This is a genomic window from Actinomyces johnsonii, assembly GCF_006546835.1.
GTDB lineage: Bacteria > Actinomycetota > Actinomycetes > Actinomycetales > Actinomycetaceae > Actinomyces > Actinomyces johnsonii.
Genome location: NZ_VICB01000004.1, coordinates 357,069 through 381,260, shown reverse-complemented (window position 1 = coordinate 381,260; position 24,192 = coordinate 357,069). Strand labels below are relative to the sequence as shown.

At 70.6% G+C, this 24,192-nt stretch carries 18 protein-coding genes; 5 read left to right on the top strand and 13 right to left on the bottom strand.

The annotated features are described in order from the left end of the window. Window positions 1-99 precede the first annotated feature (99 nt). From murD to dinB, 10 genes are all read right to left on the bottom strand, one after another. Window positions 100-1,710: a UDP-N-acetylmuramoyl-L-alanine--D-glutamate ligase gene (gene murD, locus FK256_RS04375; protein ID WP_244936130.1), complete on the bottom strand. Its 1,611-nt coding sequence runs from the start codon at window positions 1,708-1,710 to the stop codon at window positions 100-102. 106 nt (window positions 1,711-1,816) lie between these two features. Then, window positions 1,817-2,917: a phospho-N-acetylmuramoyl-pentapeptide-transferase gene (gene mraY, locus FK256_RS04370; protein ID WP_009232103.1), complete on the bottom strand. Its 1,101-nt coding sequence runs from the start codon at window positions 2,915-2,917 to the stop codon at window positions 1,817-1,819. Continuing rightward, window positions 2,914-4,443 carry a UDP-N-acetylmuramoyl-tripeptide--D-alanyl-D-alanine ligase gene (locus tag FK256_RS04365; protein ID WP_141423842.1) on the bottom strand — a complete coding sequence of 510 codons (1,530 nt, stop codon included), beginning with the start codon at window positions 4,441-4,443 and terminating at the stop codon, window positions 2,914-2,916. Before FK256_RS04365 ends, mraY begins: the two co-directional genes overlap by 4 nt. Further along, the gene (locus FK256_RS04360; RefSeq protein WP_141423841.1) at window positions 4,428-6,014 is read right to left on the bottom strand and encodes a UDP-N-acetylmuramoyl-L-alanyl-D-glutamate--2,6-diaminopimelate ligase; all 1,587 of its coding nucleotides are present in this window, start codon (window positions 6,012-6,014) and stop codon (window positions 4,428-4,430) included. The genes FK256_RS04365 and FK256_RS04360 overlap by 16 nt, the downstream gene beginning before the upstream one ends. 107 nt (window positions 6,015-6,121) lie before the next feature. Continuing rightward, window positions 6,122-7,921, bottom strand: coding sequence for a peptidoglycan D,D-transpeptidase FtsI family protein (locus FK256_RS04355; RefSeq protein ID WP_039894869.1), 1,800 nt, complete (start codon window positions 7,919-7,921; stop codon window positions 6,122-6,124). A gap of 7 nt (window positions 7,922-7,928) precedes the next feature. Beyond that, a complete protein-coding gene (gene ftsL, locus FK256_RS04350; RefSeq protein WP_021607534.1) occupies window positions 7,929-8,402 on the bottom strand; it encodes a cell division protein FtsL in 474 nt (157 codons plus the stop codon). 94 nt (window positions 8,403-8,496) lie between these two features. Next, window positions 8,497-9,606 (bottom strand): 16S rRNA (cytosine(1402)-N(4))-methyltransferase RsmH, encoded by a 1,110-nt coding sequence (gene rsmH, locus FK256_RS04345; RefSeq protein ID WP_141423840.1) that lies wholly within the window; start codon window positions 9,604-9,606, stop codon window positions 8,497-8,499. A 324-nt stretch (window positions 9,607-9,930) separates the two neighbouring features. After that, complete coding sequence (gene mraZ / locus FK256_RS04340; protein WP_009232110.1) at window positions 9,931-10,362, bottom strand: division/cell wall cluster transcriptional repressor MraZ; 432 nt, start codon at window positions 10,360-10,362, stop codon at window positions 9,931-9,933. Window positions 10,363-10,876: 514 nt separating this feature from the next. Further along, window positions 10,877-11,287: a DUF3040 domain-containing protein gene (locus tag FK256_RS04335; RefSeq protein ID WP_039894871.1), complete on the bottom strand. Its 411-nt coding sequence runs from the start codon at window positions 11,285-11,287 to the stop codon at window positions 10,877-10,879. A gap of 228 nt (window positions 11,288-11,515) precedes the next feature. Beyond that, the gene (gene dinB / locus FK256_RS04330; RefSeq protein WP_141423839.1) at window positions 11,516-12,766 is read right to left on the bottom strand and encodes a DNA polymerase IV; all 1,251 of its coding nucleotides are present in this window, start codon (window positions 12,764-12,766) and stop codon (window positions 11,516-11,518) included. A gap of 150 nt (window positions 12,767-12,916) precedes the next feature. On the opposite strand from dinB, the gene FK256_RS04325 reads away from it, so the two are divergent. Then, window positions 12,917-13,753 carry a spermidine synthase gene (locus FK256_RS04325; RefSeq protein WP_244936129.1) on the top strand — a complete coding sequence of 279 codons (837 nt, stop codon included), beginning with the start codon at window positions 12,917-12,919 and terminating at the stop codon, window positions 13,751-13,753. 23 nt (window positions 13,754-13,776) lie between these two features. Here the strand turns inward: FK256_RS04325 and FK256_RS04320 are convergent, their stop codons facing one another. Continuing rightward, entirely contained in the window at window positions 13,777-14,715 is a 939-nt protein-coding gene (locus FK256_RS04320; RefSeq protein WP_141423838.1) for a proteasome assembly chaperone family protein, read from the bottom strand. Between the two features lie 455 nt (window positions 14,716-15,170). On the opposite strand from FK256_RS04320, the gene FK256_RS04315 reads away from it, so the two are divergent. The 3 genes from FK256_RS04315 to FK256_RS04305 all read left to right on the top strand — a co-directional run bounded on the left by FK256_RS04315 (window position 15,171) and on the right by FK256_RS04305 (window position 21,735). Then, window positions 15,171-17,786, top strand: coding sequence for a HelD family protein (locus FK256_RS04315; RefSeq protein WP_141423837.1), 2,616 nt, complete (start codon window positions 15,171-15,173; stop codon window positions 17,784-17,786). Window positions 17,787-17,945: 159 nt separating this feature from the next. After that, entirely contained in the window at window positions 17,946-19,877 is a 1,932-nt protein-coding gene (locus FK256_RS04310; protein WP_141423836.1) for an AMP-binding protein, read from the top strand. Between the two features lie 85 nt (window positions 19,878-19,962). Continuing rightward, window positions 19,963-21,735, top strand: a complete 1,773-nt coding sequence (locus FK256_RS04305; RefSeq protein WP_141423835.1) for an AMP-binding protein — start codon at window positions 19,963-19,965, stop codon at window positions 21,733-21,735. Window positions 21,736-21,763: 28 nt separating this feature from the next. On the opposite strand, the gene FK256_RS04300 is transcribed toward FK256_RS04305, so the two are convergent. Beyond that, window positions 21,764-22,210, bottom strand: a complete 447-nt coding sequence (locus tag FK256_RS04300) for a pyrimidine dimer DNA glycosylase/endonuclease V (RefSeq protein WP_141423834.1) — start codon at window positions 22,208-22,210, stop codon at window positions 21,764-21,766. Window positions 22,211-22,232: 22 nt separating this feature from the next. Next, on the bottom strand, window positions 22,233-23,129 hold the full coding sequence (gene dapA / locus FK256_RS04295; protein WP_141423833.1) for a 4-hydroxy-tetrahydrodipicolinate synthase: 897 nt from the start codon (window positions 23,127-23,129) through the stop codon (window positions 22,233-22,235). A 307-nt stretch (window positions 23,130-23,436) separates the two neighbouring features. Here dapA and FK256_RS04290 point away from each other — a divergent pair, with 307 nt between their 5' ends. Continuing rightward, a complete protein-coding gene (locus FK256_RS04290) occupies window positions 23,437-24,180 on the top strand; it encodes a GNAT family N-acetyltransferase (protein WP_141423832.1) in 744 nt (247 codons plus the stop codon). Window positions 24,181-24,192: the final 12 nt, after the last annotated feature.

Genomic DNA, 24,192 nt, shown 5'->3' with positions numbered 1-24,192 from the left:
CGGCCCGTGGCCTTCCTGACGCACGCCCGACCATCGTCGAGGATCCTGACGAGGAGGGTGTCGACGAGCGGGAAGCGGTGGCCGAGGCGGACCCGGTCTTCACAGCTGCTCCTGGACACCGGGGGCGTCCGTGGCCTGGAGCCCGTCACCGCGGGTGTAAGCCTGGGCGGCCGCGGCGAAGAGGTCGCCGCGCTGGGCGTAGGAGGCGAACTGGTCCCAGGAGGCGCAGGCCGGAGCCAGCATGACGGTATCGCCGCCGCGAGCCATGGCGCCGGCGGCCTCCACCGCCGCGGCGCTGACCCGCTCGGGCGCAGCGTCGCCGATGCGGGTCACCGGCAATCCCGGGGCCTCCTGCTCCAGGGCGGCCAGGATATCGCTCTGATCCTTGCCGATGACGACGGCGCCGCGCAGGTGGGGGCGCACCGAGCGGACCAGGTCGAAGAACTGGGCGCCCTTGGTGTCTCCGCCGCAGATCCATACGCCGGTTCCCCGCGGCAGGGAGGTGAGCGCCGCCTCGGCGGAGTGCGGGTTGGTGGCCTTGGAATCGTCGACCCAGGTGACGGAGCCCGCCTCGGCGACGGTGACGATCCGATGGGCTCCGGGGCTGTAGGCGCGCAGTCCGGCGGCGACCGCCTCGGCGCCCGCACCTGCCGCGCGGGCCAGAGCCGCTGCCGCCAGGGCGTCGGCGAGTATATGGGGGGGCAGGTTTTCGGTGCGGTGGCCCGGAGCCAGGTGAGCCAGGTCGGCGACGGTAGCCAGCTCGACGCCACTGGAGCGACGCTCGGCGTGGAAGGCGCGGTCCACCAGCAGATCCTCGACCATGCCGACCTGCCCGAGTCCCGGCGTAGCCAGGGTGAATCCGACAGCACGGCAACCCTCGACGACATCGGCCTGGCGGACCATGTCCTCAGTGGCGGCATCGGCGAGGTTGTAGACGGCGGCGAGACGGGTCCGGGCGTAGACGCGGGCCTTGTCCTGGGCGTAGGCCTCCGGGCCCCCGTGCCAGTCGAGGTGGTCCGCGGCCAGGTTGAGGCACGCAGAGGCCAGGGGCGAGAGGGTCCGAGTGGTGTGCAGCTGGAAACTGGACAGCTCCACGGCCAGGGCGTCTGCGCTGCCGGCCAGCACCGCCTCGATGGCGGGCGTTCCGATGTTGCCGACGGCCGGGGCGGCAAGTCCCTGGGCCTCGAGGATGGCCGAGAGCATGCCGACCGTGGTGGTCTTGCCGTCCGTGCCGGTCAGCGTCAGCCAGGGGACGCCCGGTCGGGAGGAGTCCTGCTGGAGCCGCCAGGCCAGCTCGATCTCGCTCCAGGTCTCGATGCCGACCGCCTCGGCGGTGCGCAGGACCGGACCCGTGGCTGGAACGCCGGGTGAGACGACCAACAGCCGCGCCGGAGAGTCCGCCAGGGCGGCCGCGCACGCCTCGCCGTCGGCCACAGCAGCCGAGACGACGCAGGAGGCCAGGGCTGTGTGCGCGGATGCGTCCAGCGCCTCGATGGAGGCCTCGCGGCTGTCGAAGACGTGAATACGAGCCCCTAGGGTGACCAGGGCGTCGACAACGGCGCGCCCGGTGCGCCCCAGCCCGACGACGGCCACGTGGGCGCCGTCGAGCTGATCGCGCAGGGACCCGGCAGGACCGGCGACGCGGCCGGATGCGTTCACCGGCCCGGCACTGCGGGGCGGTTCACCGGGGACTTCAGTCAGGCTGGTCACGGTGCGGGCTCACGCTCCTGGTTCTTCACTGTTCTTCACTGCTCCTGGCCGGACCGCCGGCAAGGGGGCTCTGCATCGATGGTTCGCGGAATCCGGGCGACCCGACTCACCCGAAGATGAGCTGGCGCAGGTACTCGGCGTAGAAGAGTCCCAGTCCCGCGATAACGCACAGGCCGGCGATGATCCAGAAGCGGATCACCACGTTGACCTCGGTCCATCCTCCCAGTTCGAAGTGGTGATGCAGTGGAGCCATGCGGAAGACGCGTCGGCCTGTCGACTTGAACGAGACGATCTGAATGATGTCGCTCATGACCTCGGCCAGGAAGAGCCCGCCCAGTATGACGGCGAGGAACTCGGTGCGGGTCAGGATCGACAGCCCCGCGACAGCGCCGCCCAGGGCCAGGGAGCCGGTGTCGCCCATGAAGATCTTGGCCGGTGAGGCGTTCCACCACAGGAACCCGAAGCACGCCCCCATCAGGGCGGCAGCGATCATCGCCAGGTCGCGCGGGTCCCTGACCAGGTAGCAGGTGGTGGGGACCATGGTCTCGTGGCCGTAGTTGCAGGACTGGTTGGTCTGCCACAGGCCGATGAGCGTGTAGGCGCCGAACACCATGGCCGAGGCGCCGGCGGCCAGCCCGTCGAGGCCATCGGTGAGGTTGACGGCGTTGGACCAGGCGGTGATGAGGAAGTTCGCCCACAGGATGAACAGGATGAGCCCGATGACACTGCCCGCGAAGGCCAGGTTGATCGCCGAGTCTCGGGCGAAGGAGATCCGGGTGGAGCCAGGGGTGAGCCCGTTGCGATCGGCGAAGTGCAGGGCCGCCACCGAGAAGCCGATGCCGATGAGCGCCTGTCCCAGGATCTTCTGCCAGGCCCGCAGCCCCAGGGAGCGCTGCTTGGAGATCTTCTCGAAGTCGTCCAGGAAGCCGATGAGCCCGAGTCCGACGATGAGGAAGAGCAGCAGGACTCCGGAGGCTCGCGGCGTGCGCAGCTGGGTGAGATTCGCCAGGGTGTATCCCAGGACGGTGGAGATGATGATGACGAGGCCGCCCATGGTGGGCGTGCCGCGCTTGGTGAAGTGGCCCTGGGGGCCGTCCTGGCGGATGAACTGCCCGTACTCCTTGGCGTGGAGGTAGCGGATGAGCAGCGGGGTTCCCAGCAGAGTGCCCACCAGTCCGACCACGCCGGAGATGAGGATGGCGGTCATCGGGGACGAACCTCCTTGAGATGGTCGGCCAGGCGCCAGGCGCCGGATCCGTTGGAGCCCTTGACCAGGACGGCGTCGCCGTCGGCCAGGAGGGCGTCGATCTGGGAGATGGCGGTCGCGGCATCGTCGAAGCCGACGACCTCGACCCCTCGCGCCCTGGCGGCCTCGAGTGCCTCCTGGGTGGAGCCGATGCCGATGAGCATAGCCGCTCCGGCCCGGGCCGCTAGCTCCCCGGTGCGGGCATGATCGGCGGCGGAGGACTCCCCCAGCTCGAGCATCTCGGAAACCACGACGACGCGGCGCCGGCTTCCGGCCAGGGCCGGCAGAGCGGCCAGTGCGGCTGTCATGGAATCGATGTTGGCGTTATAGGAGTCGTCGATCAGGAGAAGATCGCCACTGAGCTCCGAGACGTCCATGCGGTGGGGGCTCTCAATGCTCGCAGTCCCCAGGCGTTCGGCGATGATCCCGGGGTCGAGCCCCGCGGCCAGGGCCAGTCCCGCGGCGGCCAGGGCGTTGGCCACGTTGTGGGCGCCGGCAACACAGAGCCGGACGCGCCGGGGTCCGTCCAGTCCGGGCAGGTGGAGGTCGAATCCGGCACGGGCGGCCTCGTCCAGGGCGATGTTCTCGGCCCGCAGGTCGGCGGGGTTGCCTTGGGCGGAGAAGGTGAGGACCCGCCCCGGGGCGAGATCCGCCATGGCGGCGGCGCGCGCGTCATCGGCGTTGAGGATGGCGGTACCGCCGGGCAGCAGGCCGGCGACGATCTCCGCCTTGGCGGCGGCGACGCCCTCGATGGAGCCGAACCCTCCCATGTGGGCGTGGCCGATCATGAGGACCCCGGCCGCATCCAGGGGAGCGATGTCGGTGAGGTAGGCGATGTGGCCGGGACCGGAGGCCCCCATCTCCAGGACGAGGTAGCGGGTGCGCTCATCGGCCTCCAGAACGGTCAGCGGCAGGCCGATCTCGTTGTTGAAACTGGCCCTGGGGGCGACGGTGGGGCCGGAGGCGGCCAGGAGCTGGCGGGTGAGGTCCTTGGTGGTGGTCTTGCCCACCGAGCCGGTCATCGCCACCACGGTGAGCCGCTCGCCGCGGTCGGCCGCGGCCCGGCGCAGGCCGACCAGATGGGTGCGGGCAAGGGCGCCGAGGGCCGTGACGGTGTCCTCCACGAGGACGAGTCCCAGGGGCAGCTCCTCAGTCGTACCCCCAGTCGTGTCCTCCGTCGTGGACGCAGCCCCCGTCCCGGGCTGTGCTGCCGCGGAGCCGACAGCGCCGCCCCGGTCGATGCCCAACCCGGCCCGGGCGGCCCCCGGGTCGGAGACGATCGCCCCGACGGCGCCCAGGGAGAGTGCGGAGCCCAGGTGGGCATGGCCGTCGGTGCGCTCGCCGTGGACGGCGACAAACAGGGAGCCTTCGGCGGCCTGGCGGGAGTCGGTGACGACCGGGCCGGTCACAGGTGCGTCCGGGCCGATGAGCCTGCCGCCGACGGCGGCTGCGATCTGACTCAGGGTGAGGTTCATCCCCGCCCCCATTTCTCCTCGACGGCCTCGGCCATGACGGGAGCGTCGTTGTAGCGAATGAAGTCTCCGGCGATCTCCAGGAAGGGCTCGTGGCCCTTGCCGGTGACGATGACGGTGTCGTCGGGGCCGCACAGCTCGACGCCGCGGCGCACGGCGTCGCCGCGCCAGGTGGTGATCTCCTCGACGTTCTCCAGGTCCGGGCGCACGGAGCGTACCCCGTCCAGGATGGCGTTGCGGATGAGCTGGGGATCCTCGCTGCGGGGGTTCTCGTCGGTGACCACGAGGACATCGGCCAGGCGGGCGCACACCTCGCCCAGCATGGGCCGCTTGCCCTGGTCGCGGTCGCCGTCGGAGCCGAAGACCACGATGAGGCGGCCCGGGGTGATGGGGCGCACGGCCTTGAGGGCCAGCTCCATGGCGTCGGGGGTGTGGGCGAAGTCGACGATGCACAGGCCGCGCCTGGTGTCGCGTTGGCTGATGCGCTGCATGCGGCCCGGGATGTTGTGGGCTCCTGCCAGGGCCTCGGTGGCGGTGGCGGTGGGCACGCCCGCACGGATGGCCATAACCAGGGCCAGGGCCGCATTCTGGACGTTGACGAGTCCGGGAAGGGGGCAGGAGGCCTCGATCTGCTCGCCGTCGGGTCCGTGGAGGGTGAAGGTGGTGGCGGAGTCGGTCAGGGAGACGGCGGCGTCACTGACCCACCAGTCGGCGGGGGCGTCGCCGGGGTAGGCGCGCAGGCGGTCGATCTCGATGGGGGCCTCGGCGGCGAGAGCGGCGCCCCACTGGTCGTCGACGCAGACGACGCCGCGGCGGGCGTGCTCGGGGGTGAACAGCTGTGCCTTGGCCTCCAGGTAGCCCTCCATGGTCTTGTGAAAGTCGAGGTGGTCTCGCTGGAGGTTGGTGAAGCCGGCGACGTCGAAAACGACTCCGTCGAGCCGGTGCAGGACGATGGCGTGACTGGAGGCCTCCAGGGAGGCGGCGCCGACCCCGTCCTCTACGGCCAGGGCCATCATCCGCTGCAGGACGGGGGCCTCGACGGTGGTGCGCGGGGACTCCACGGAGCGCTCCCCCACGCGCAGCTCGACGGTCCCGGCCACCATGCAGGCGCCGACGTGGGCCGACAGGATCGCGTCGAGGAAGTAGGAGGTCGTGGTCTTGCCGTTGGTGCCGGTGACGGCCGTCGTGATGAGGCCGCGCGCGGGGTGGTGGTAGACCTCGGCGCTCAGGGGGCCGACGACGGCGCGTGGGTCGTCGCAGATGAGAACCGGGGTCCCGGGGGCGGTCTCGTGGACGATCCGGCTACCCTCGGCGTCGGTCAGGACGACGACGGCGCCGCAGGCCACGGCCTCGGCGGCGAAGCGGGCACCGTGGACGGTGAAGCCGGGCAGGCCCGCGAAGAGCTCGCCTGGGGCGGTGTCACCGGAGTCGACGCTGACCCCCAGGACGCTCAGATCCTCCAGGGCGGCGGCGTCATCGGCTGAGGCGGGAACCAGGGAGAAGCGCTCGCACAGAGCTCTGATGGGGACGGGACCATTGGAGCCCGGCCGTAGGGCGGCGGCCGACTCGTAGGCGTGGTTGCTCATAGTTCCTCAATCTATCGCGACCTTTGACTGTCGATCTTCCACAAGAACCTCTGAGGGTCGCTTCGCTGGGGTGCTGGTGGTCACGATCGTCTACCGCATGGAGCACCTCACTGGCTCGCATCCCGTTCCCCGCCGGCCCCGTTGCGCGCGGCCTGGGCGGCCACGACGCTCGGGTCCGGGGCGATGTTGAGCGCCTGCATGGCGGCCAGCGCCACTTCCCGGAAGGCGGGGGCGGCCACGGTGCCTCCGAAGATGCCCTCGGGCCGGTAGACGATGACGGCGATGGCCAGGACCGGGTCGCGCGCGGGGAGGAATCCGACGAAGGACGCCACGGTGGAATCATCGGTGAGGATCTCGGTGGTACCGGTCTTGCCCGCCACCAGGTAGCCGTTGATGGAGGCGGCCTCGGCGGTGCCGCCCTCCTGGGTGACGCCGATGAGCATCTCGGTGAGGGTCGTGGCGGTGGCCTCGGAGATCACCCGCACCCCTTCCGGGCGGGTCTGGGGGGTCTCCTTGCCGTCGGCGTCGATCCAGCCGTCGATGACTCTCGGGGCCACGCGCACGCCCTTGTTGGCGACGGTGGCCAGCACCTGGAGGGACTGGAGGGTGGTACCGGCGACCCCCTGGCCGAACATTGTGGTGTAGCGGGTGCGGTCGTCCCAGGAGCTGGGCGGGTAGAGGATTCCCTCTGACTCGGCGGGCATCTCGATACCCGTGGTCTCGCCCCAGCCGAAGCGCCTCATGTAGTCGTAGCGGACGTCGTCGGAGACCTTCTCGCCGATCTGGACGGTGCCGACGTTGGAGGACTCGGCCAGGACCCCGGAGGTCGTCATCGACTGGGTCTCGTGCGCATGGGAGTCCTTGAAGGTCTGGCCGCTGGCGGAGGTCCAGGTGTAGGGGATAGTCCAGGTGTCCTCGGGCTTGACGGCGCCCGTCTCCAGGGCGGTGGCGAAGGTGACGACTTTGCCGACGCTTCCGGGTTCGAAGACGGCCTGGACGCTGCGCGCGGTGCGGTTCTCCTCGGAGGTGGCCGACGGGTTAGAGGGATCCACGGAGTTGGAGTCGGCCAGGACGACGACCTTGCCGGTGCTCGGCTCCATAGCCATGACGATGCCCCAGTCTGCGTGCTGGGCCGCCACCGTGCGGTCGATGGTCTCCTGGGCGATGGACTGCAGGTCCGGATGGAGGGTGGTGCGCACGGTGGCGCCCGGCCGGGCCGGATTGTCCTTCTGCTCGCCGGTGGGGATGATGACGCCGCTGCGCCCGATCTCCTCGCTGCCCTTGCCGTCAACGCCGGTGAGGAGCTCGTTCTGAGTGAGCTCCAGCCCGGCCGCCCCTATGAGCTCGCGGTTGTGCTCCCCCTCGCGGGTGAAGCCCAGGACGTTGCCGGCCACGGTCCCGGCCGGGTAAGTGCGCCGGGTGCGCTGGTCGGGCTCGACTCCGGGGATGTCCAGAGCCTTGATCTTGCGCCAGGTGTCGGGGGCGACCTCCTGGGCGATGACCTCGTAGGTCCGCTCTCCCACAAGCTTGGCCCCGAGCTCGAAGGGGTCGACGTCGAGGATCGGGGCGAGCTGGGCGGCCACCGCCGCCGCCCCGTAGCCGACGACCACCTTCTCGTTGACCCCGGTGGACTCGTTAAGGCGCATCTCGGTGTGCTCGTACTGGGAGATGAGGGGCTGGTTGACGCCGATGTCGTAGCTGACCGCCGAAGAGGCCAGGACCGTGCCGTCGCGTCCGGTGATGTCCCCCCGGGGCGCCCGGTTAACCCAGGAGACCGTGCGCTCGGCCTTGGCCCTGGCGGCCAGCTCCGGTCCCTCGACCGCCTGGACGTAGACAGTGCGCCCGGCCAGAGCCGTGAACAGCAGCAGACCTCCGGCCTGGAGCACCTGACGACGCGAGGGGTTCACCGGCGGCCTACTTCCCGGCCTGACCGGTCTTGGCGGCGTGGGCGGGGGTGCCCTCAGTGAGTTGCCCCTTGTCGACGTCCACGACACCCGGAGCGGCCGCGGGCACCATGCCCAGCTCCTTGGCGCGAGTAGCCAGGGCGTCGGGAGCAGAGGCCTCCTGCACCTGGGTGCGCAGCGTCTCGACGTGGTCCTCAGCGACGTTGAGCTCGACCTGCTTCTCCTTCATCCGGTAGGCGGTGTCGGCCATCTTGGCGTTGAGGAGCATCGAGGCGACGAGGGCGCCGGCCAGTACCATGATGATGAGCGTGAGGAAGGGCAGGGACGACGACGTCGCCCGGGATGCACCGCTGATGACGCGCAGTTGAGGTCGCTTGACGGCACCGGCCTCCGTGCGTCCCTGGATGCCGGAGGAACCACTCGCCTGGGCGGTGCGCCGTGTCGCGATCGGGCGGGTGACTCGAGCAGTGGCGGTAGCGCTCATCAATGTGCCTTCCCTGTGGTGTCGTTGGACTTGGTACGTGTGGTGCGAAATGGACTGAGAGGGTTGTCGACACTGCGCGGACCCGGAGGAGTCCTCACCTCGTGCGGTGCCGGTTGGCGCGGCGTCCGGCTCGACGGCCCGAGCCCCGGCTGTCGGAGGACGACGGACGCGCCTGCGGTGCAGGCGCCCGGTCGGCAGGACGAAGGCGCTCCGCTGCACGCAGCCGCACCGGCGCCGAGCGGGGATTGTGCTCCAGCTCGCGGGCGTCGGCCTTCTCCGCGCCACTAGTGAGCAGCTCGAGGTAGGGGCGGTCCGCCTCGGGCACGACTGGCAGATCCTGCGGTGCCCGGGAGGTGGCCCCGTGGACCAGCGCCCGTTTGACGATCCGGTCCTCCAGGGACTGGTAGGACTCCACCACGAGGCGTCCCCCGACCCGCAGGCTGTTGAGTGCCCGAGGCACGGCCAGCTCCAGGACGTCGAGCTCGGCGTTGACGGCGATGCGCAGCGCCTGGAAGGTCCGTTTGGCGGGGTGCCCGCCGCTGCGGCGTGCCGGTGCCGGCACCGCCTGGCGGACGAGCTCGGCCAGCTCCTGCGTGCTGCTCACCGGTTCACCGGCCTGCCGACGGTTCACGACCGCGGCGGCGATACGGGAGGCGAATCGCTCCTCGCCGTAGGTGCGCAGGATGTGGGTGAGCTCGGCGGCGCTCGAGCCTTCCAGCAGGTCCTGGGCGGTGGGCCCCGAGCCCTGATCCATGCGCATATCGAGAGGCGCCGGGCGGGCGTAGGAGAAGCCCCGCGAGGCCTCGTCGAGCTGAAGGGAGGAGACGCCCAAGTCCATGAGGACGGCGTCCACCGTTCCATCGCTGTTCGCGGAGTGCTCACGGGCCACCCGGTTCACGGCGTCGTAGGTGTCCCGGACCGCGGTGAAGCGGTCGCCGAAGCGCTCCAGACGTGCCGATGCCAGTGCGATCGCTTCGGGGTCGCGGTCGATGCCCACGACCTTCAGATTTGGGAAGCGCTCGAGTGCCGCCTCGGTGTGTCCCCCCAGGCCCAGCGTGCAGTCGATCATGACCGGCTTGGCCGCGGTGCTCTGGGCGGCGCCCTCGATCGCCGGCGCGAGCAGGTCCAGACAGCGCTGGAGGAGTACCGGCTCGTGCCTGCCGACGGCGTCAGCGGCGGCCGACTGCGTCTGGGGGCTGGTCATGCGGCGTCCTCCTTCCTGGAGCCTGCCCGGTGCTGTGTCCTGGGCACATCTGGTTGACATGTCTGGTTCTGGGCGGCTCAACGAGCCTTCGAGAGGTCGCTGTCCGCGATCCCTGACGGGGCGGGTACTCGTCCTCGACGTCGGTATGCGGTCCGGACGGCGGCCATCTCGCCAGGACTCCTCCCGTGGTTCCGGCGCCGGGGAAGAGGCGTCGGACGCGACATCGGGCGGAGACCTCACGAGATGGCCCATCAGCGCCGTGACGGCATCTGCGTGCGTTCCGCGTTGTTCAGTTGTGGTCGGGAAGTCGTCTGAGAAGTCGGTTCAGAAGAAGCCGGGGATGATCTCTTCGGCTGTGTCGGCGAAGACCTGCTCCTGAGCGGCCAGGTAGGTGCTCCAGGACTCGGCGTCCCAGATCTCCACCCGAGCTCCGGCTCCGATCACGGCCAGCTCCTTCTTCAGGCCCGCGTAGGCCCTCAGTTGCCCTGGCAGCGTGATGCGCCCCTGTTTGTCCGGGATCTGCGAGTCCGCTCCCGAGAGCATGACGCGCACGTAGTCGCGCGCCTGCTTCTGGGCGAGGGGGGCCTCACGCAGCTGGGCGTACATGCGCTCGAACTCGGCAGCGGTGAAGGCGTACAGGCAGTGCTCCTGACCTCGGGTCAGAACCACTCCGCCCGCAAGCTCCTCACGGAACTTCGCCGGAAGGATGAGACGGCCCTTCTCGTCCAGCTTGGGTGCATGCGTTCCCAGGAACATGAGCCACCTCCTTCCCCTCGACGACCCCGTGCACCCCACCCTACTCCACTTCCCTCCCTTTTCTCCCACCCCTCCTCTGCGAGCGCATCACAACTGCGTATCGCGGGCTCACGACCGCTCTCATGACAACAGCATTTTTCGTTGAAATACCGGAGAAGTGCGTCGCGCGCGAACATGGTGGAGCGGAGTGGAGGGTCCATGGAGGGAGGTGTGCGACACCGCCTTCTCGGCGTGGTGGATATACAGGAAAAAAGCAGGCTTCATCCGGCCTGCACGCAGATTCCCGTCGCTGAGGGATATCGAGACGGAACGCGCAAGGAGGGCGGCGACCTCGACGCAGGACCTGCTGCATCCACTCGGGCCCTCACAAACTCAGGTCCCGTCCCGAGCGAGCGAGTGCCGGGGACAGGACCTGTCGGGCCGAGGGTGGTGGAGGGAAGTGGGGGTGATGGAGGGAAGTGGGGATCCGGTCTGGCGGCGCGGCCTGCGAGAGGGGAGGAGAGCGGAGAGGTGTTCAGTCCTCGGAGTCGCGGCGACGCTCCCAGCGCTCGTACTGGCGGTCCATGAACGCGGAGCGCTTTTTCCCGCCGCTCTTGCCCCCGCCGGACTTGGCGCCACTGGCGGACTGGCGCGACCCGGAAGCGCTCTCCACCCGGGTCAGGGCCAGGGCCACCCCGCCGACGGCGACAAGGAAGCCCGCCACGCCCAACAGGATGGACACGAGGTTGTGGCGCACAGAGACCCCGGCGATCAGGAGTGTCAGGCCGACGAGGATCAGGGCCACACCTCCCCCGACTTGGCGGGGCGAGGGGCGCGAGAGCCGACGCTCCTCGCGCTGGAGCGTATGCGCCAGGTCGGGGTCGTCCTGGTGGAGCTGCGATTCCAGGTCCCGCAGGACCTGCTGCTCTCGCTCTGACAGTGCCATCATGCTCCTTGCTTCCGGGAGGGGCCGGGGGATCTGCGCCGTAGTTGCCAGGATAGGCGCTGTGGGGGCTCAGGAGAAACTCGCGGGACCGCATTGGTCGAGATTGACCGGGGCTGACTGAAATTAACCAAAATGAACCGTAACAGCTCGGCTGAGGCCGGGGACCGATCGGGATCAATCGGACTCATCGGGCTCGCCTCCTCACTGCGTCGTCTCACCGCCTCGTCATCACCCTGCACCACCGCGCGGCCGCCGAGTGACCCCGCCCTCGCCTCTCAGAAGGCTGGCCGGGGCCAGCGCGCCGTTGCCCCACCTGCGCCGTACAGCGTCGGCCGCCCGCTCCGGGGCGCCGCGCCGGGAATCCTCGTCCAGGAGCAGCTGCACGCCGTCGTCGAGGCGAAGAAGCCCTTCGACTCGCACGCCCAGGAGGCGGAAACCGCCCGTCGGAGTGGGCAGGGCGGAGAAGAGGGCGGCGACGATCTCCCAGATGTCGCGGGCGAGGTCGGTAGGAACCGCCAGGGTGCGCGAGCGGGTGACGGTGGTGAAGTCGGCTCCTCGGGCCTTGAGGACCACGACGCGGCAGCGCAGGTCTCCCGCGCGCAGGCGGGCGGCGCACTGGTGGGTCTGGTCCAGCAGGACCCGTCTGGCGTGCTCACGATCGGCGACGGTGTCAAAGAAGGTCGTCTCAGTTCCCACCGATTTCTCCTCGCGCACCGGCTCCACCCGGCGGGGGTCGATGCCGTGCGACAACTCGTGAAGGTGCCTCCCGGCGGCCCGGCCGAGGATCTTCTCCAGGTGGCGAGCATCGGCGTCGGCCAGGGTGCGCACATCGTTGATACCCCACCTCGCCAGGACCTCCTGGGTCCTGGCGCCCACGCCCCACAGCGCCCCAACCGGCAGCAGGTTGAGGAAGTCCTGGGTGGCGTGGGCCGGGATGAGGAGCAGTCCGTCGGGCTTGGCATGGGACGAGGCCAGCTTGGCGACGAACTTGGTCGAGGCAATGCCCACCGAGGCCGGCACACCCACGCGCCGGCGCACCTCGGCGCGGATCCACCTGCCGATGGTCACCGGCGGACCCATCCGACGCCGGGCGCCGGTCACGTCGAGGAAGGCCTCGTCGATACTCACCTTCTCCAGAACCGGAGTGACCTCCGCCAAGACGGACATGACCTGGGCCGAGACCTGGGAATAGAGGCCATGACGCACGGGTAGCACCACGGCCTGGGGACAGCGCCGGCAGGCCTCGGCCATGGACATCGCTGAGGAGACGCCGAAGGCGCGGGCCTCGTAGGAGGCGGCCGACACGACGCCCCGGCCGTCGCGACCGCCGACGATGACGGGCCGACCAGCCAGCTCGGGATGCTCGAGGAGTTCGACCGAGGCGAAGAAGGCGTCCATGTCGACATGGATGATGGGTGCGGCGGAGTCGTCGTCCCCCCAGGAGCGGCGCGCGGCCCGGGAACGGGGCGCCCTACTCATCTCCACCTCCTCAATGGATCCGCGAGCGCGCTGGGCGAGCTCTTCGACGTGCTGCTGCGTTCGGCCGACGACCGCTCCGACGACGACCGGTCAGTACCGACTTGTACCGGCTTGAGTCCTTCTCATTACCTCCCAGGCTACCGTGGCCCTGTGACACGTAAACGCAGGGTCTGCGGCGCCCCGGCGCTCAGCGTCCTTCCCACGGGGCCGGTGCGCACCTCCTTCGCCATGGCAGAGCTCGTGGCGCGGGACACTGGCATCCTGCTGATGCTGGACGGCGCGGAGTCGTCCTTTCTGGACCTGCGCGACCCGGCCCACCTGGACTTCGAGTACCACCAGCAGATGGATGCGGTTCTGGGCGTGCTGCGCCCCACGGAGGACCCCGTCAGAGCGCTCCACCTGGGCGGGGCGGGCTGCGCCCTGGCCCGGGCGTGGGACATGACACGGCCCGGCTCCCAGCAGGTGGCCGTCGAGATCGACGAGATCCTGGCGGCCCGGGTACGAGCCTGGTTCGACCTGCCCCGCTCCCCCAGGCTGCGTATCCGGGTCGGCGACGCTGCCGAAGTCGTCGGAGGGCTGCGGCCGGGCCAGTGGGACGTCGTCGTCCGGGACGTGTTCAACGGCGGCAGCGTGCCGGCCTCCTGCCGGAGCCGGGAGTTCCTGGCCGCGTGCCTGGATGCGCTCGCGCCCGGTGGCGTACTGCTGGTCAATACCTCCTCCACGCCTCGCGGTCAGGCGGGGGCGGAGATAGAGGCACTCATGGAGGCGCTGCTGGGAGACGCCAACGGCCTGGTGATCATCTCCGACCCGGCCGCGATGCGCGGCCGACGTCAGGGCAACCTGGTGCTGGCCGCCCGCCGTGAGCCCTTCACGGCCGGCGAGCTCGAGAAGATCGAGCGCGCGGTGCGCCGCCTGCCGCTGCCCGTGCGCACCTGGTCCCCGGGTGACACGGCGGTTCCGCGCCCCGAGGGCGGCTCGGGCCGCTAGGGGGCCGGGGAGACCGGTCCCGCTCAGCCCCCGCGGCCGGAGTTCCAGCCCTGGGTTCCCAGGTCCCCGGAGTCGTTGGCCTCCAGGAAGGCCTCCAGACGGGCGCCGATCTCGTCCGCGCTGGGCAGGTTGAAGACGGGTGCCGAGGTGTCGACCTCTCCGGCGGCGATCCGGGGGGCCATGGCGTCGTACTGGGCCTCCAGGGCGGAGACCACGGCGCTGACCTCCGGCTGCTGGGCGGCCTCGGCGTTGATCTCGGCGCGGTTGATGTTGGCGGCCGCCTCCAAATCGCCGACCGGAAGCGCCAGGCCGGTGGCCTGAACGACGGCGGTCAGCAGCGCCGAAGCGCCCTGCGGAAACTCGTCGCGGGCAACGTAGTGCGGTATCGCAGCCGAGACCCCCCGAGAGTCCAGGCCCAGCTCGCCCAGCCGCAGCTCGAGGTAGGCCGCCATCGAGCCGGGCAGCTCGACATGGCCGAAGAGCTCGGGCTGATTGGGCAGCAGGTCGGGCCGGCTGCCGTGATGGTGGACGTAGGTCGGGCGCGTGTGGGGAACGGCCATGGGGATGCCGCTGATTCCGACAGCCTGGCTCACGCCCATGGAGACGGCCAGGTGCGCCACGGCTCCGACGAACTCGTCCCACCGGTAGTCCGGCTCGGCGCCGTGCAGGAGGAGGAGGTCCTCGCCGTCATCGTCATGAAGAAGGTCCAGGACCAGCTCGGGCATGACCACCGAGGAGTAGGTGTTGTGGACGAAGGTCATCGTGGGGCGCCGGGCGCGGTAGTCCACGAGGGCATCGACGTCGAATGTGGCCAGGCGCTCGCTGGGCAGCGTCATGAGCAGCTGGTCAACGGCCAGGGCGCCGGCATTCCCGGCGTCCATGGCTCCCTCGAAGTGGTGGATGAGGACCCGCGGGGAGATTGGCTGATCCGCGGGGTGCTGGATGGTGAACAGTGGTCTCACGAGCCCGTCTCCTCCTGTCTGGTCTGGTCCGTCCCCCGCGGCGGGTGTCCGTGTGCGCGCCCGCCGCCCTGCCACGAGGATAGGGTGGGGTCGACGGCTCCGGGGAGGGTCGTGTCGGTGTCGTGCAATGGTCTCAGCTCGATGCTCGGCTCGGCCTCGGCTCAGTCATGTGACGTTGGCCCAGGACGCGATTCGGCGTTTTATCAGGATTCGTACGGGTTGGTACCTGGGAATGGTCGATAGCGTCCTCGGCATTCCTGCCAACGCCTCTCGGGTTGTCGATGTTCCCGCCCGTGCCAGGTCCAGTCGACGTGTTCGCCCTCGGCGTCCCCGCGGGGGCTCCAACAGGAGAATAATGGGTCGACCGTACTGAAGCCATCACCGACCCCAGTACCCGTCAGCGTCAACCAGTGCCAGTGGGCGCTTCAGGTGCCAGCCGTCCAGAACTCGAACCGATGCGAGGCTTTGTGAGTCAGACGTTCCCCTCCCCCCCGCCATACTCCCAGCGGGAAGCACGTCAGCGGTCAGAGGATGATGCGGGAGACGATGCAGGCAGCGTTCGCGAGCGCGAGCTGCACAGTGAGCAGCAGATCGTCGACCTCGCCTACAGCGAGCTGGATCGTCAGCTCGACCAGGCCCGCCGGTCCCTGGCCCGCACCGAGGCGCAGGGCGTCAGCGGAACCCACCAGTCGCGCGGGGAGCGGGACGCCTACGCCGTGCACTACTCCTCACTGGTCTCCTCTCTGGAGGGGGTTGAGGACCGCCTGGTCTTCGGGCGGATGGACATGAGCCGGGTGCCCGACGACGCGCCGGGCCCTGCCGGTTCCTCAGCGGCCTCGGGGCGGGGAGCGGGCAGTTCGTCCCCCGTGACCGACGGCGGGCGGCGCCACTACGTGGGCCGTATCGGTCTGCAGGACGCCCAGCACCGCGAGGTGATCCTGGACTGGCGCGCCCCTCTGGCCCGGGCCTTTTACCAAGCCACGGCCTCCCGGCCCATGGGGCTGGTGCGCCGCAGGCATATCGACACCCGGACCCGGCAGGTGCTCGGCGTGGAGGACGAGGTCCTCGACCTCACCGCCCTGGGGTCCGACGGCGCCCCGGAGGCCTCCTCCGGGGCCACCGTGGCCGCCGGAGAGCTGCAGGGCGAGGGCGCCCTCATCGCCGCGATGTCCAGCGCCCGCGACGGCCGGATGGGCGACATCGTGGCCACGATCCAGGCCGAGCAGGACCGGATCGTCACCTCCTCAGGCCGAGGAGTCCTCGTGGTCCAGGGTGGTCCGGGAACCGGTAAGACGGCGGTGGCGCTGCACCGGGTGGCCTATCTGTTCTACTCCGAGCGCGAGCGCCTGGAGCGCTCCGGAGTGCTGCTGGTGGGGCCGTCGCGAACCTTCCTGCGGTACGTGGAGCAGGTGCTGCCCTCCCTGGGCGAGACGGGTGTGGTCTCCACGACGATCGGCGACCTGGTTCCGGGTGTTCGGGCGACGGCGCAGGAGGACGCCCGCATCGCCGAGATCAAGGGGCGCGCCCTGTGGGTCGGGGCCCTCGAGCGCGCGGTACGCGGCCTGCAGCGGATTCCCGAGGCCCCGCGCGAGATCGAGGTCCAGGGGGTGCGCCTGACACTGGAGCCCGGCGACGTGCGCGAGGCGGCCTCGCGGGCCCGCCGGGGTGGCAAGCCCCACAACCTGGCCCGGGAGGCCTTCGTGCTGTGGCTGCTGGAGCGGCTGACCGACCAGTACGCCGCGGTCACGAACCAGGACGCCTCGGATGCCGACACGCGGGCCTGGATCCGGGAGGACATCCGCACCGCCCGCGACGCTCGCCGGGAGATCAACCTGTGTTGGATGCCGACGACGCCCGAGGGGCTGCTGGAGCGATTGTGGGGCCGGCCATCCCTCCTGGAGCAGGCGGCGCCGTCCTTGAGCGGGCGGGAGCGGGCGCTGCTGCGCCGGGATCCGGGAAGCGCGCTGACTGCGGCAGACATCCCGCTCATCGACGAGCTGGCAGAGCTGCTGGGTCCCAGTGAGGACGCCCAAGCCCGGCGCGCCCGGCTGGAGGCCCGACGCCGGGAGGACCTGGTGGCCTACGCCGCCCAGGCGATCGAGTCCCAGGACCTGGGTGCCGGGATGGTCAGCGCCGAGATGCTCGCCGACCGGGTCTCCCAGGGCGGCCCCACTCTCACCCTGGCCGAGCGGGCGCGGGCGGATCGGACGTGGACCTACGGGCACGTCGTCGTCGACGAGGCCCAGGAACTCGGTGCCATGGCCTGGCGGGCCCTGGCGCGCCGCTGCCCGGTGCGCTCCTTCACGGTGGTGGGCGACCTGGCCCAGTACTCGGGTCCTCACGCCCCGACCAGCTGGAACGAGGTGCTCACCGCCCTGGGGACGTCACCGACCGAGGACGGCCGCGGGCACCCTCGCCACCGGAGGCGCTCCGGGCAGGGCGGGCGGTCGAGGCGCTCGCACGGAGGGTCGACCCCGCTGCGCGAGGAGGCGCTCAGCGTCTGCTACCGCACACCGGCCACCATCATGGAGACGGCCGAGAAGACGGTGGCGCAGCTGGGCCACCCACCGGTCTACCCGGTGCGCTCGGTGCGAGACCTGCCCAACTGCCTCGAAATCACTGAGATCACTGAGGTAGCCGACGAGACCGCTGGGCAAGACGACGAGACGGACAGGGGCTCCGGCGCCTGGGCACGAGCTCTGCGCGAGGCGGTGACCCAGGAGTCGGCCCGACTCGACCAGGAGGTGGGCGACGGCGCCGGGCGCATCGCAGTCATCTCGCCCTCGCCCCGTCGCACCGAGGCCCTCCTGCGACAGGACCCGGCCCTTGCCGCCGCGATGGAGGCGCCGGGTGGGGACGTGCTGCGCTCGCGGCTGCTGGTGGTCAGCGCCGCGCTGTCCAAAGGCCTAGAGTTCGACGTCGTCGTGCTGGTGGACCCTGCCGGCATCGGTGATCGCAGCGCGGGAGACCTGTACGTGGCGATGACTCGGCCCACGCGCCGCCTGCGGGTAGTTAGCCGCCTTCCCCTGCCACAGGGGCTCGGGGTGCGCCCCGGCGCCGATCCCCGGTGAGCGCCATCGCACAGGTTCGCCCGCGACCCTGGCCCCGCAAGTTACGCCACCGTAGGTTACGGTTGCTCCTGACCGCTCGCCGTCGCGCCTCGCGGCACCCACGGCGAGCGGGGCCTTCCCATCACAGGAAGGCTCCCGGCAGACAAAAGGGGGAGACCCATGAGCGCTCCACGCGAGTCGGATCCCAAGGCGACTGACGACCGCACCGGTCAGGACGGCGAGTCCGGTCACGACGGCGACTCCGCACCGGTCAGCAGTGCGAATGCCCCACGCAACGGGGCGCTCGGCTCCGTCTATCGCGACGCGGGGGTGCCCGAGACGATCGCCGCGGTGAGCGAGCCCCTGTCCTGCATGCTGCGCGACGCTGCCCGGGACTTCCCGGAGCGAGTCGCCCTGGACTTCCTGGGCGCCACCACCACCTACTCCCAGCTGGAGACCCAGGTCGCCCGTGCCGCCGAGGCCCTGCGGGGCATGGGGGTCGGGCGCGGCGACGTCATCGGAGTCATTCTTCCCAACTGCCCCCAGCACGTGGTCCTGGCCTACGCGGCCTGGCGCATCGGTGCGATCGTCGCCGAGCACAACCCGTTGGCGCCGGCCGCCCAGCTGCGCGAGCAGTTCCACATCCACCGCGGACGCGTCATCATCGCCTGGGAGAAGACCCTCGAGCGCCTGGTGACGGCGGTCGGATCCCTGGAGGCGGCGGGCCTGGGGGACCTGGACGTGTACTCGGTGGACCTGTCCCGTCACCTGCCGTTGCGCAGCCGCCTGGCCCTGAGGCTGCCGGTGGCCGCGGCTCGCACCCAGCGCCGCGAGCTGCGCGGCAGGGTGCCAGCCGGAGTGCGCTCCTGGGACGACCTGGTCTCCTCTGCCGCTCCCCTGGCCACGGGCTTCCCCCTGCCAGGCATCTCCGAGACGGCCGCGCTGCTGTACACCGGCGGGACGACGGGCACACCCAAAGCGGTCTGCCTCAGCCACGAGAACCTGCGCTCCAATGCGGAGATGTCACTGGCCTGGGCCTCGCGCACCACGAGCCCGGGCAAGGAGACCTTCTACGCCGTCCTGCCCTTCTTCCACGCCTTCGGCATGTCCCTGTCACTGCTGTGCGCGGTGGGGCTGGCCGCCACCCAGGTGGTGCTGCCCAAGTTCGGGGCGGATCTGGTACTGGCCGCCTGGAAGCGGCGCCCGGCCACCTTCTTCCCCGGTGTACCGGTCATGTTCGATCGCCTAGTGACCAGAGCCCGGGCCACGGGCGCGGACCTGTCCTCCTGCAAGATCGCCGTGTGCGGGGCGGCACCCAACCCGTTGGCCGTGGCCCAGGCCTGGGAGGAGACCACCGGCGGCACGATCATCGAGGGCTACGGCATGACCGAATCCTCCCCCATCATCCTGGGCAACCCCATCTCCCCGGCGCGCCGCCCCGGCACCCTGGGCGTTCCCTATCCCTCCACGCAGGTGCGGCTGGTGGATCCTGAGGACGTCGAGCGCGAGGTGGCCCCCGGCGAGGTCGGCGAGCTGCTGACCCGCGGCCCGCAGATCTTCACCGGCTACTGGGATAACCCGGAGGAGAGCGCCGAGACGCTGCTGGACGGGGGCTGGCTGCGCACGGGCGACCTGGTGCGCCAGGAGGAGGACGGCTTCTACGTCATCGCCGACCGCCGCAAGGAGCTCATCATTTCCGGGGGCTTCAACATCTACCCTACGGAGGTGGAGGCCGCGGTGCGCTCAATGCCGCAGGTGGAGGACGTGGCCGTCGTCGGGCTGCCGGCCGAGGCGGGCAATGAGTCCGTCGTCGCCGCGATCCTGCCCAAGGAGGGCCAGACGGTCACCCTGGAGCAGGTACGCGAGTGGGCGGCCAAGACCCTGTCCAACTACGCCCTGCCCCGCCAGATCGCGATTCTGACGGAGATGCCCCGCTCCCAGATCGGCAAGGTCCTGCGCCGCGTCGTGCGAGACGAGCTCCTGGCTGCCCGGGAGGCGGCCTCCGGTGCCGCGACGGCTGCGGCCGTCTCCATCGTCGAGCACCTGCCCGGCAGGAACGACCGCAGGGATGGCGGCAGGCATGACGGAGGGGATGAGCAGACCTCCCGTTGATTGCGCCGAGCCGTCCGTCTGCGCCCCTCCTCGAGACCCGCCGCCTCCTCAGAGATACTGATACACACCACCCCAGACCCCTGACATGAACAACAGCACTAACGATGCCGGCTCTCCGCCGCAGGCCTCCGAGGACCACCGTCAGTACCTGCGTCCTCACTATCAGCCGGGGATCCCCGCCGCGATCGAGGTGCCCGACGCGCCCTTGAGCCAGCTGCTGGAGACCGCGGCGCGCTTCTACCCCGACCGGGTCGCCATCGATTTCCTGGGCGCCGCGATGACCTACCGCGAGCTGCTGGAGGCCTCGGAACGCGCGGCGCAGGTGCTGCGGACCTCGGGTGTGCACAAGGGCGACCGGGTGGCCCTCATCATGCCGAACTGCCCGCAGCACGCCATCGCGCTCTACGGCGCGCTGCGCATCGGTGCGATCGTCGCCGAGCACAACCCGCTGGCGCCCGCCGAGGAGATCCGTTCCCAACTGGACGCGCATGGCGCGCAGGTCGTCATCGTGTGGGAGAAGGGTATCGATCTCGTCTCTGAGCCGCTCACCGGGGGGCAGCACGGCGGGGATCCGCTCAAGGGCCGCACGGTCTTCAGCGTGGATCTCTCGGCGGCGATGCCCAGGCGCCTGCGTGCCGCGCTGCGTCTGCCGGTGGAGCGGGCCCGCCGAGAGAGGGCCGCCTTCCGGGCGGAGAACCTGCCGGCGGACGTACGCTCCTGGGACAGGGAGGTGGCCGGCGCCCACCGGATCCCATCGCGCTTCCCCTACCCGGGTGGTTCCGACGTCGCGGTCCTGTTGCACACCGGTGGGACGACCGGCACGCCCAAGGCAGCGATGCTCACCCACACCAACCTGCGGGCCAACGCCAACCAGGCCATCGCCTGGGTGCCGATGCTGCACGAGGGCGGAGAGAACTTCCTGTGCCTGCTGCCCTTCTTCCACGCCTTCGGGCTGACCTTCAACCTCTTCTGCGCGGTGCAGAAAGCCGCTACCCAGGTGATGCTGCCCAAGTTCTCAGTAGACCAGGTACTCGCCGCGCACGAGCGGCGCCCCTTCACCTTCTTCGTCGGGGTGCCAGTCATGTTCGAGCGGATCCTCGTCGGCGCCCAGAGGAAGGGCACGAGCCTGCGCTCCCTGCGCTACGGGGTGTGCGGGGCCGCTCCTATGCCGCCGGAGGTGGGGGCCCGGTGGGAGAAGGCGACCGGGGGCTACTTCGTCGAGGGCTACGGCATGACCGAGACGAGCCCGATCGTCGCGGGCACGCCCATGGGTCCCTCGCGCCGCCTGGGGGCGCTGGGCCTGCCCTTCCCGTCCACCGACGTGCGCGTCGTCGACTCCGAGGACCCGGATCCGGCCCGTGAGGTTCCCGATGGGGAGCCGGGCGAGCTGCTGGTGCGCGGCCCCCAGGTCTTCGCCGGCTACTGGGAGGACGAGGAGGCCACCCGGGCCGCGATCCTGCCGGGCGGGTGGCTGCGCACGGGCGACATCGTGCGCAGGGAGGACTCCTTCCTGTGGATGGCCGATCGCAGGCGCGAGCTCATTCTCACCGGAGGCTTCAACGTCTACCCCAGTCAGGTCGAGGCCGCGATCCGCTCCCTGAAGGGCGTAGCCGACGTCGCCGTTGTGGGGCTCCCCAACGGCGCCCGGGGCGAGCTCGTGTGCGCCGTCGTCGTCCTGGCCGATGGGGCCGCGCCGGGCTCGGTGACCCTGGAGGCTGTGCGTCAGCACGCCGAGCGGACGATCCCCCATTACGCGCTGCCGCACCGCCTGGAGGTCATCGAGGAGATGCCGCGCTCCCAGATCGGCAAGGTCCTGCGCCGCGTCGTGCGCGAGCGGGTGCTCGGCTCAAGCAGCTGACCGGCTACGACGCCGGCGGTCTCCGGGGCTACGGGACGAGTGCCCGCTCCCAGGGCTCGATGTCACCGGGGACGACCCGGAAAATCGGGTGCGCCTCAAGCCGCTCCGGCAGGGGCAGGAGCTCCGGGGCGCGCCCGGCCAGCTTGGCCTCAAGGTGTCTGCGCTCCAGATCCATCTGTCCCTCGGTGACCGTCAGGTTGACGCCGGTGCACTCCGCCTGGGGCACGTCGATGCGGGAGGCGTCGAAGCGGTAGCCGCGCCGGACGGCCTCCTCGCGCAGTCCCCACAGATAGGCGCCCACGGCCACAACCGGAGTGAGCGGATCCGGGGCGCCGCGGAAGCGTTCGAGCTGGGGGTGGTTGCGGTAGCCGCGGGTGCGCCCGGCCAGGACCGCCTGGGCCAGCAGCGACTCGCGCCAACATGCCACGAGGCCCGCACGGTCCAGGTGTTGCGGGTGCAGCGACCACATGCGCATGGCGGGCGTACCCTGCCGGTTCTTAGAGCAGCCCGGAGGCGGCCAGGACCTCGCGCAGGGCAGCGACCTCAGCCTCCTCGGCCCGCACGAGGGGCAGGCGCAGGGTGGGGCTGGGCAGGCGCCCCTGAAGGTGCAGGGCCTCCTTGGCCATGACGGCTCCCTGTCCGCCGCCCATGATGGCGTGAACGAGGGGGCGCAGACTCCGGGCAAGGGTGCGGGCGCTGGCCAGGTCGCCGGCGTCGACGGCGGCGATCATCTGGCGCCAGGAGTGAGCGTCGGCGTGGGCGGCCACGGAAATGACGCCGGAGGCGCCGTGGGTGAGCCAGGCGAAGTTGAGGCCGTCGTCGCCGGAGTAGTACTCCAGGCCGGTGGACTCCATGCGGCGGAAGCCCTGCTCAACGTCGCCGGTGGCGTCCTTGACGGCCTTGACGCGGGGGTTCTCGGCCAGGCGGGCCAGGGTGTCCTCGGTGATCTTCACGCCGGTACGCCCGGGGATGTCGTAGACCATGACGGGCAGGTCGGTGGCCTCGACAACAGCATTGATGTGCTGGTAGACGCCCTCCTGGCTGGGGCGGTTGTAGTAAGGGGCGTTGATGAGCAGGCCCTCGGCCCCGGCCTCCTGGGAGGCCACGCCGATGCGCACCGCGTGGGCGGTGTCGTTGGAGCCGGCGCCGGCTATGACCATGGCGCGTCCGGTCAGGGCGTCCTTGACCTGGCGGATCAGCTCCTGCTTCTCGGGGGTGTGAGTGGTCGGGGACTCGCCGGTGGTACCCGACAGGAGAATCGTGTCGGCGCCATCGTCGACCAGGCTGACGGCCAGGGCGCGGGCGGCGTCGAAGTCGACTTCCCCGCTGGGCGTGAAGGGCGTGACCATGGCGACACCGACGGAACCGAAGCTGCGGGAGGGGGCTGCGCTCATGGTGCCACCCTAACGCGGGCCGGGCTTACGGAAGATGCGTTCTCACGATCTGTCGGATAGGCGAGCAGCGGACAGGCCGATTATGTCCAAATGGGACGACTTTGAAGTCTCCGTCCCCTACCAATGCCGGGTCGGGAACCCTACGACCTGCACAAACGCAATCTGGCTCCGTGAGACGACCCAGTCAAAGTCGTCCCGTACGGACACTTTCCCGCCACACGCCTTGCCACCGAGCGCTCTCCAAGCCTTGTGCCCATGGCGCCTGAGCCTCCAACACCGACATGCGCAACGGTCCTAGGCTCGAGTCATGGACTCCTCGACCCCCGCAAGCTTCTCGCCTTCCGGCAGCCGGGACGACTCCGTTCTGGGCGCCGATCCGCTGGCCGGACTCGGCTCCGACCTGGACGCGCACGCACCGCACCAGCACTCCCCCGGCACTCACGACCCGCATGATCACGACGGCCCCCAGGTACCAGGGGGCTTCGTGCGCCCTGCCTGGGTGGAGGACCTAGCGGCGATCGGACAGGTCCAGGCCGCCACCATGCTCGCCTCCCTTCAGGCGGGACACGCCGCCGAACACGGCGCGCCGCTGCCCGAGGGCGTGCGGGCGATGATCGCCGCCCCCGTCATCGCGGCGGGCTGGGAGACGGCGGTGGCCGAACCGCCCTCGCCCCAGCATCACGTCCTGGTGGCGACCACCGCCGGGAGCGAGGCCGAAGAACGGACGGTGGTGGGCTTGCTGGGCCTGGCCCCCACCCAGTCCATGGATGCCGAGGGACACGTTGATGAGGCCGGGGTGCAGGCCGTGGAGATCACGGCGCTGGGCGTCGCGCCCGCCGACCAGCGCCAGGGGCACGGCTCCAGGCTTCTGGCCGCGGCCGTGGACATGGCCCGTCAAGACGGGGCCAGGGCGCTGGTGGCCTGGGCGGTGCGCGGGGACGAGTCGGTTAGCCGGCTCCTGGCCTCAGTCGGCATGGCGCCCACTGGGGCCCACCGGGTGCTCGGCGTCGGCGACGGCATCACCGAGGACTGCTGGGCGGCTTCCCTGTAGGAGGGATCGGCA

Bases quoted from the DNA above. Each gene is read 5' to 3' on its own strand.
- mraY (WP_009232103.1), bottom strand. From the start codon at position 2,917: ATGACCGCCATCCTCATCTCCGGCGTGGTCGGACTGGTGGGCACTCTG.
- FK256_RS04365 (WP_141423842.1), bottom strand. From the start codon at position 4,443: ATGGGGGCGGGGATGAACCTCACCCTGAGTCAGATCGCAGCCGCCGTC.
- FK256_RS04360 (WP_141423841.1), bottom strand. From the start codon at position 6,014: ATGAGCAACCACGCCTACGAGTCGGCCGCCGCCCTACGGCCGGGCTCC.
- ftsL (WP_021607534.1), bottom strand. From the start codon at position 8,402: ATGAGCGCTACCGCCACTGCTCGAGTCACCCGCCCGATCGCGACACGG.
- rsmH (WP_141423840.1), bottom strand. From the start codon at position 9,606: ATGACCAGCCCCCAGACGCAGTCGGCCGCCGCTGACGCCGTCGGCAGG.
- mraZ (WP_009232110.1), bottom strand. From the start codon at position 10,362: ATGTTCCTGGGAACGCATGCACCCAAGCTGGACGAGAAGGGCCGTCTC.
- FK256_RS04335 (WP_039894871.1), bottom strand. From the start codon at position 11,287: ATGGCACTGTCAGAGCGAGAGCAGCAGGTCCTGCGGGACCTGGAATCG.
- dinB (WP_141423839.1), bottom strand. From the start codon at position 12,766: ATGAGTAGGGCGCCCCGTTCCCGGGCCGCGCGCCGCTCCTGGGGGGAC.
- FK256_RS04315 (WP_141423837.1), top strand. From the start codon at position 15,171: ATGCGAGGCTTTGTGAGTCAGACGTTCCCCTCCCCCCCGCCATACTCC.
- FK256_RS04310 (WP_141423836.1), top strand. From the start codon at position 17,946: ATGAGCGCTCCACGCGAGTCGGATCCCAAGGCGACTGACGACCGCACC.
- FK256_RS04305 (WP_141423835.1), top strand. From the start codon at position 19,963: ATGAACAACAGCACTAACGATGCCGGCTCTCCGCCGCAGGCCTCCGAG.
- FK256_RS04300 (WP_141423834.1), bottom strand. From the start codon at position 22,210: ATGCGCATGTGGTCGCTGCACCCGCAACACCTGGACCGTGCGGGCCTC.
- dapA (WP_141423833.1), bottom strand. From the start codon at position 23,129: ATGAGCGCAGCCCCCTCCCGCAGCTTCGGTTCCGTCGGTGTCGCCATG.
- FK256_RS04290 (WP_141423832.1), top strand. From the start codon at position 23,437: ATGGACTCCTCGACCCCCGCAAGCTTCTCGCCTTCCGGCAGCCGGGAC.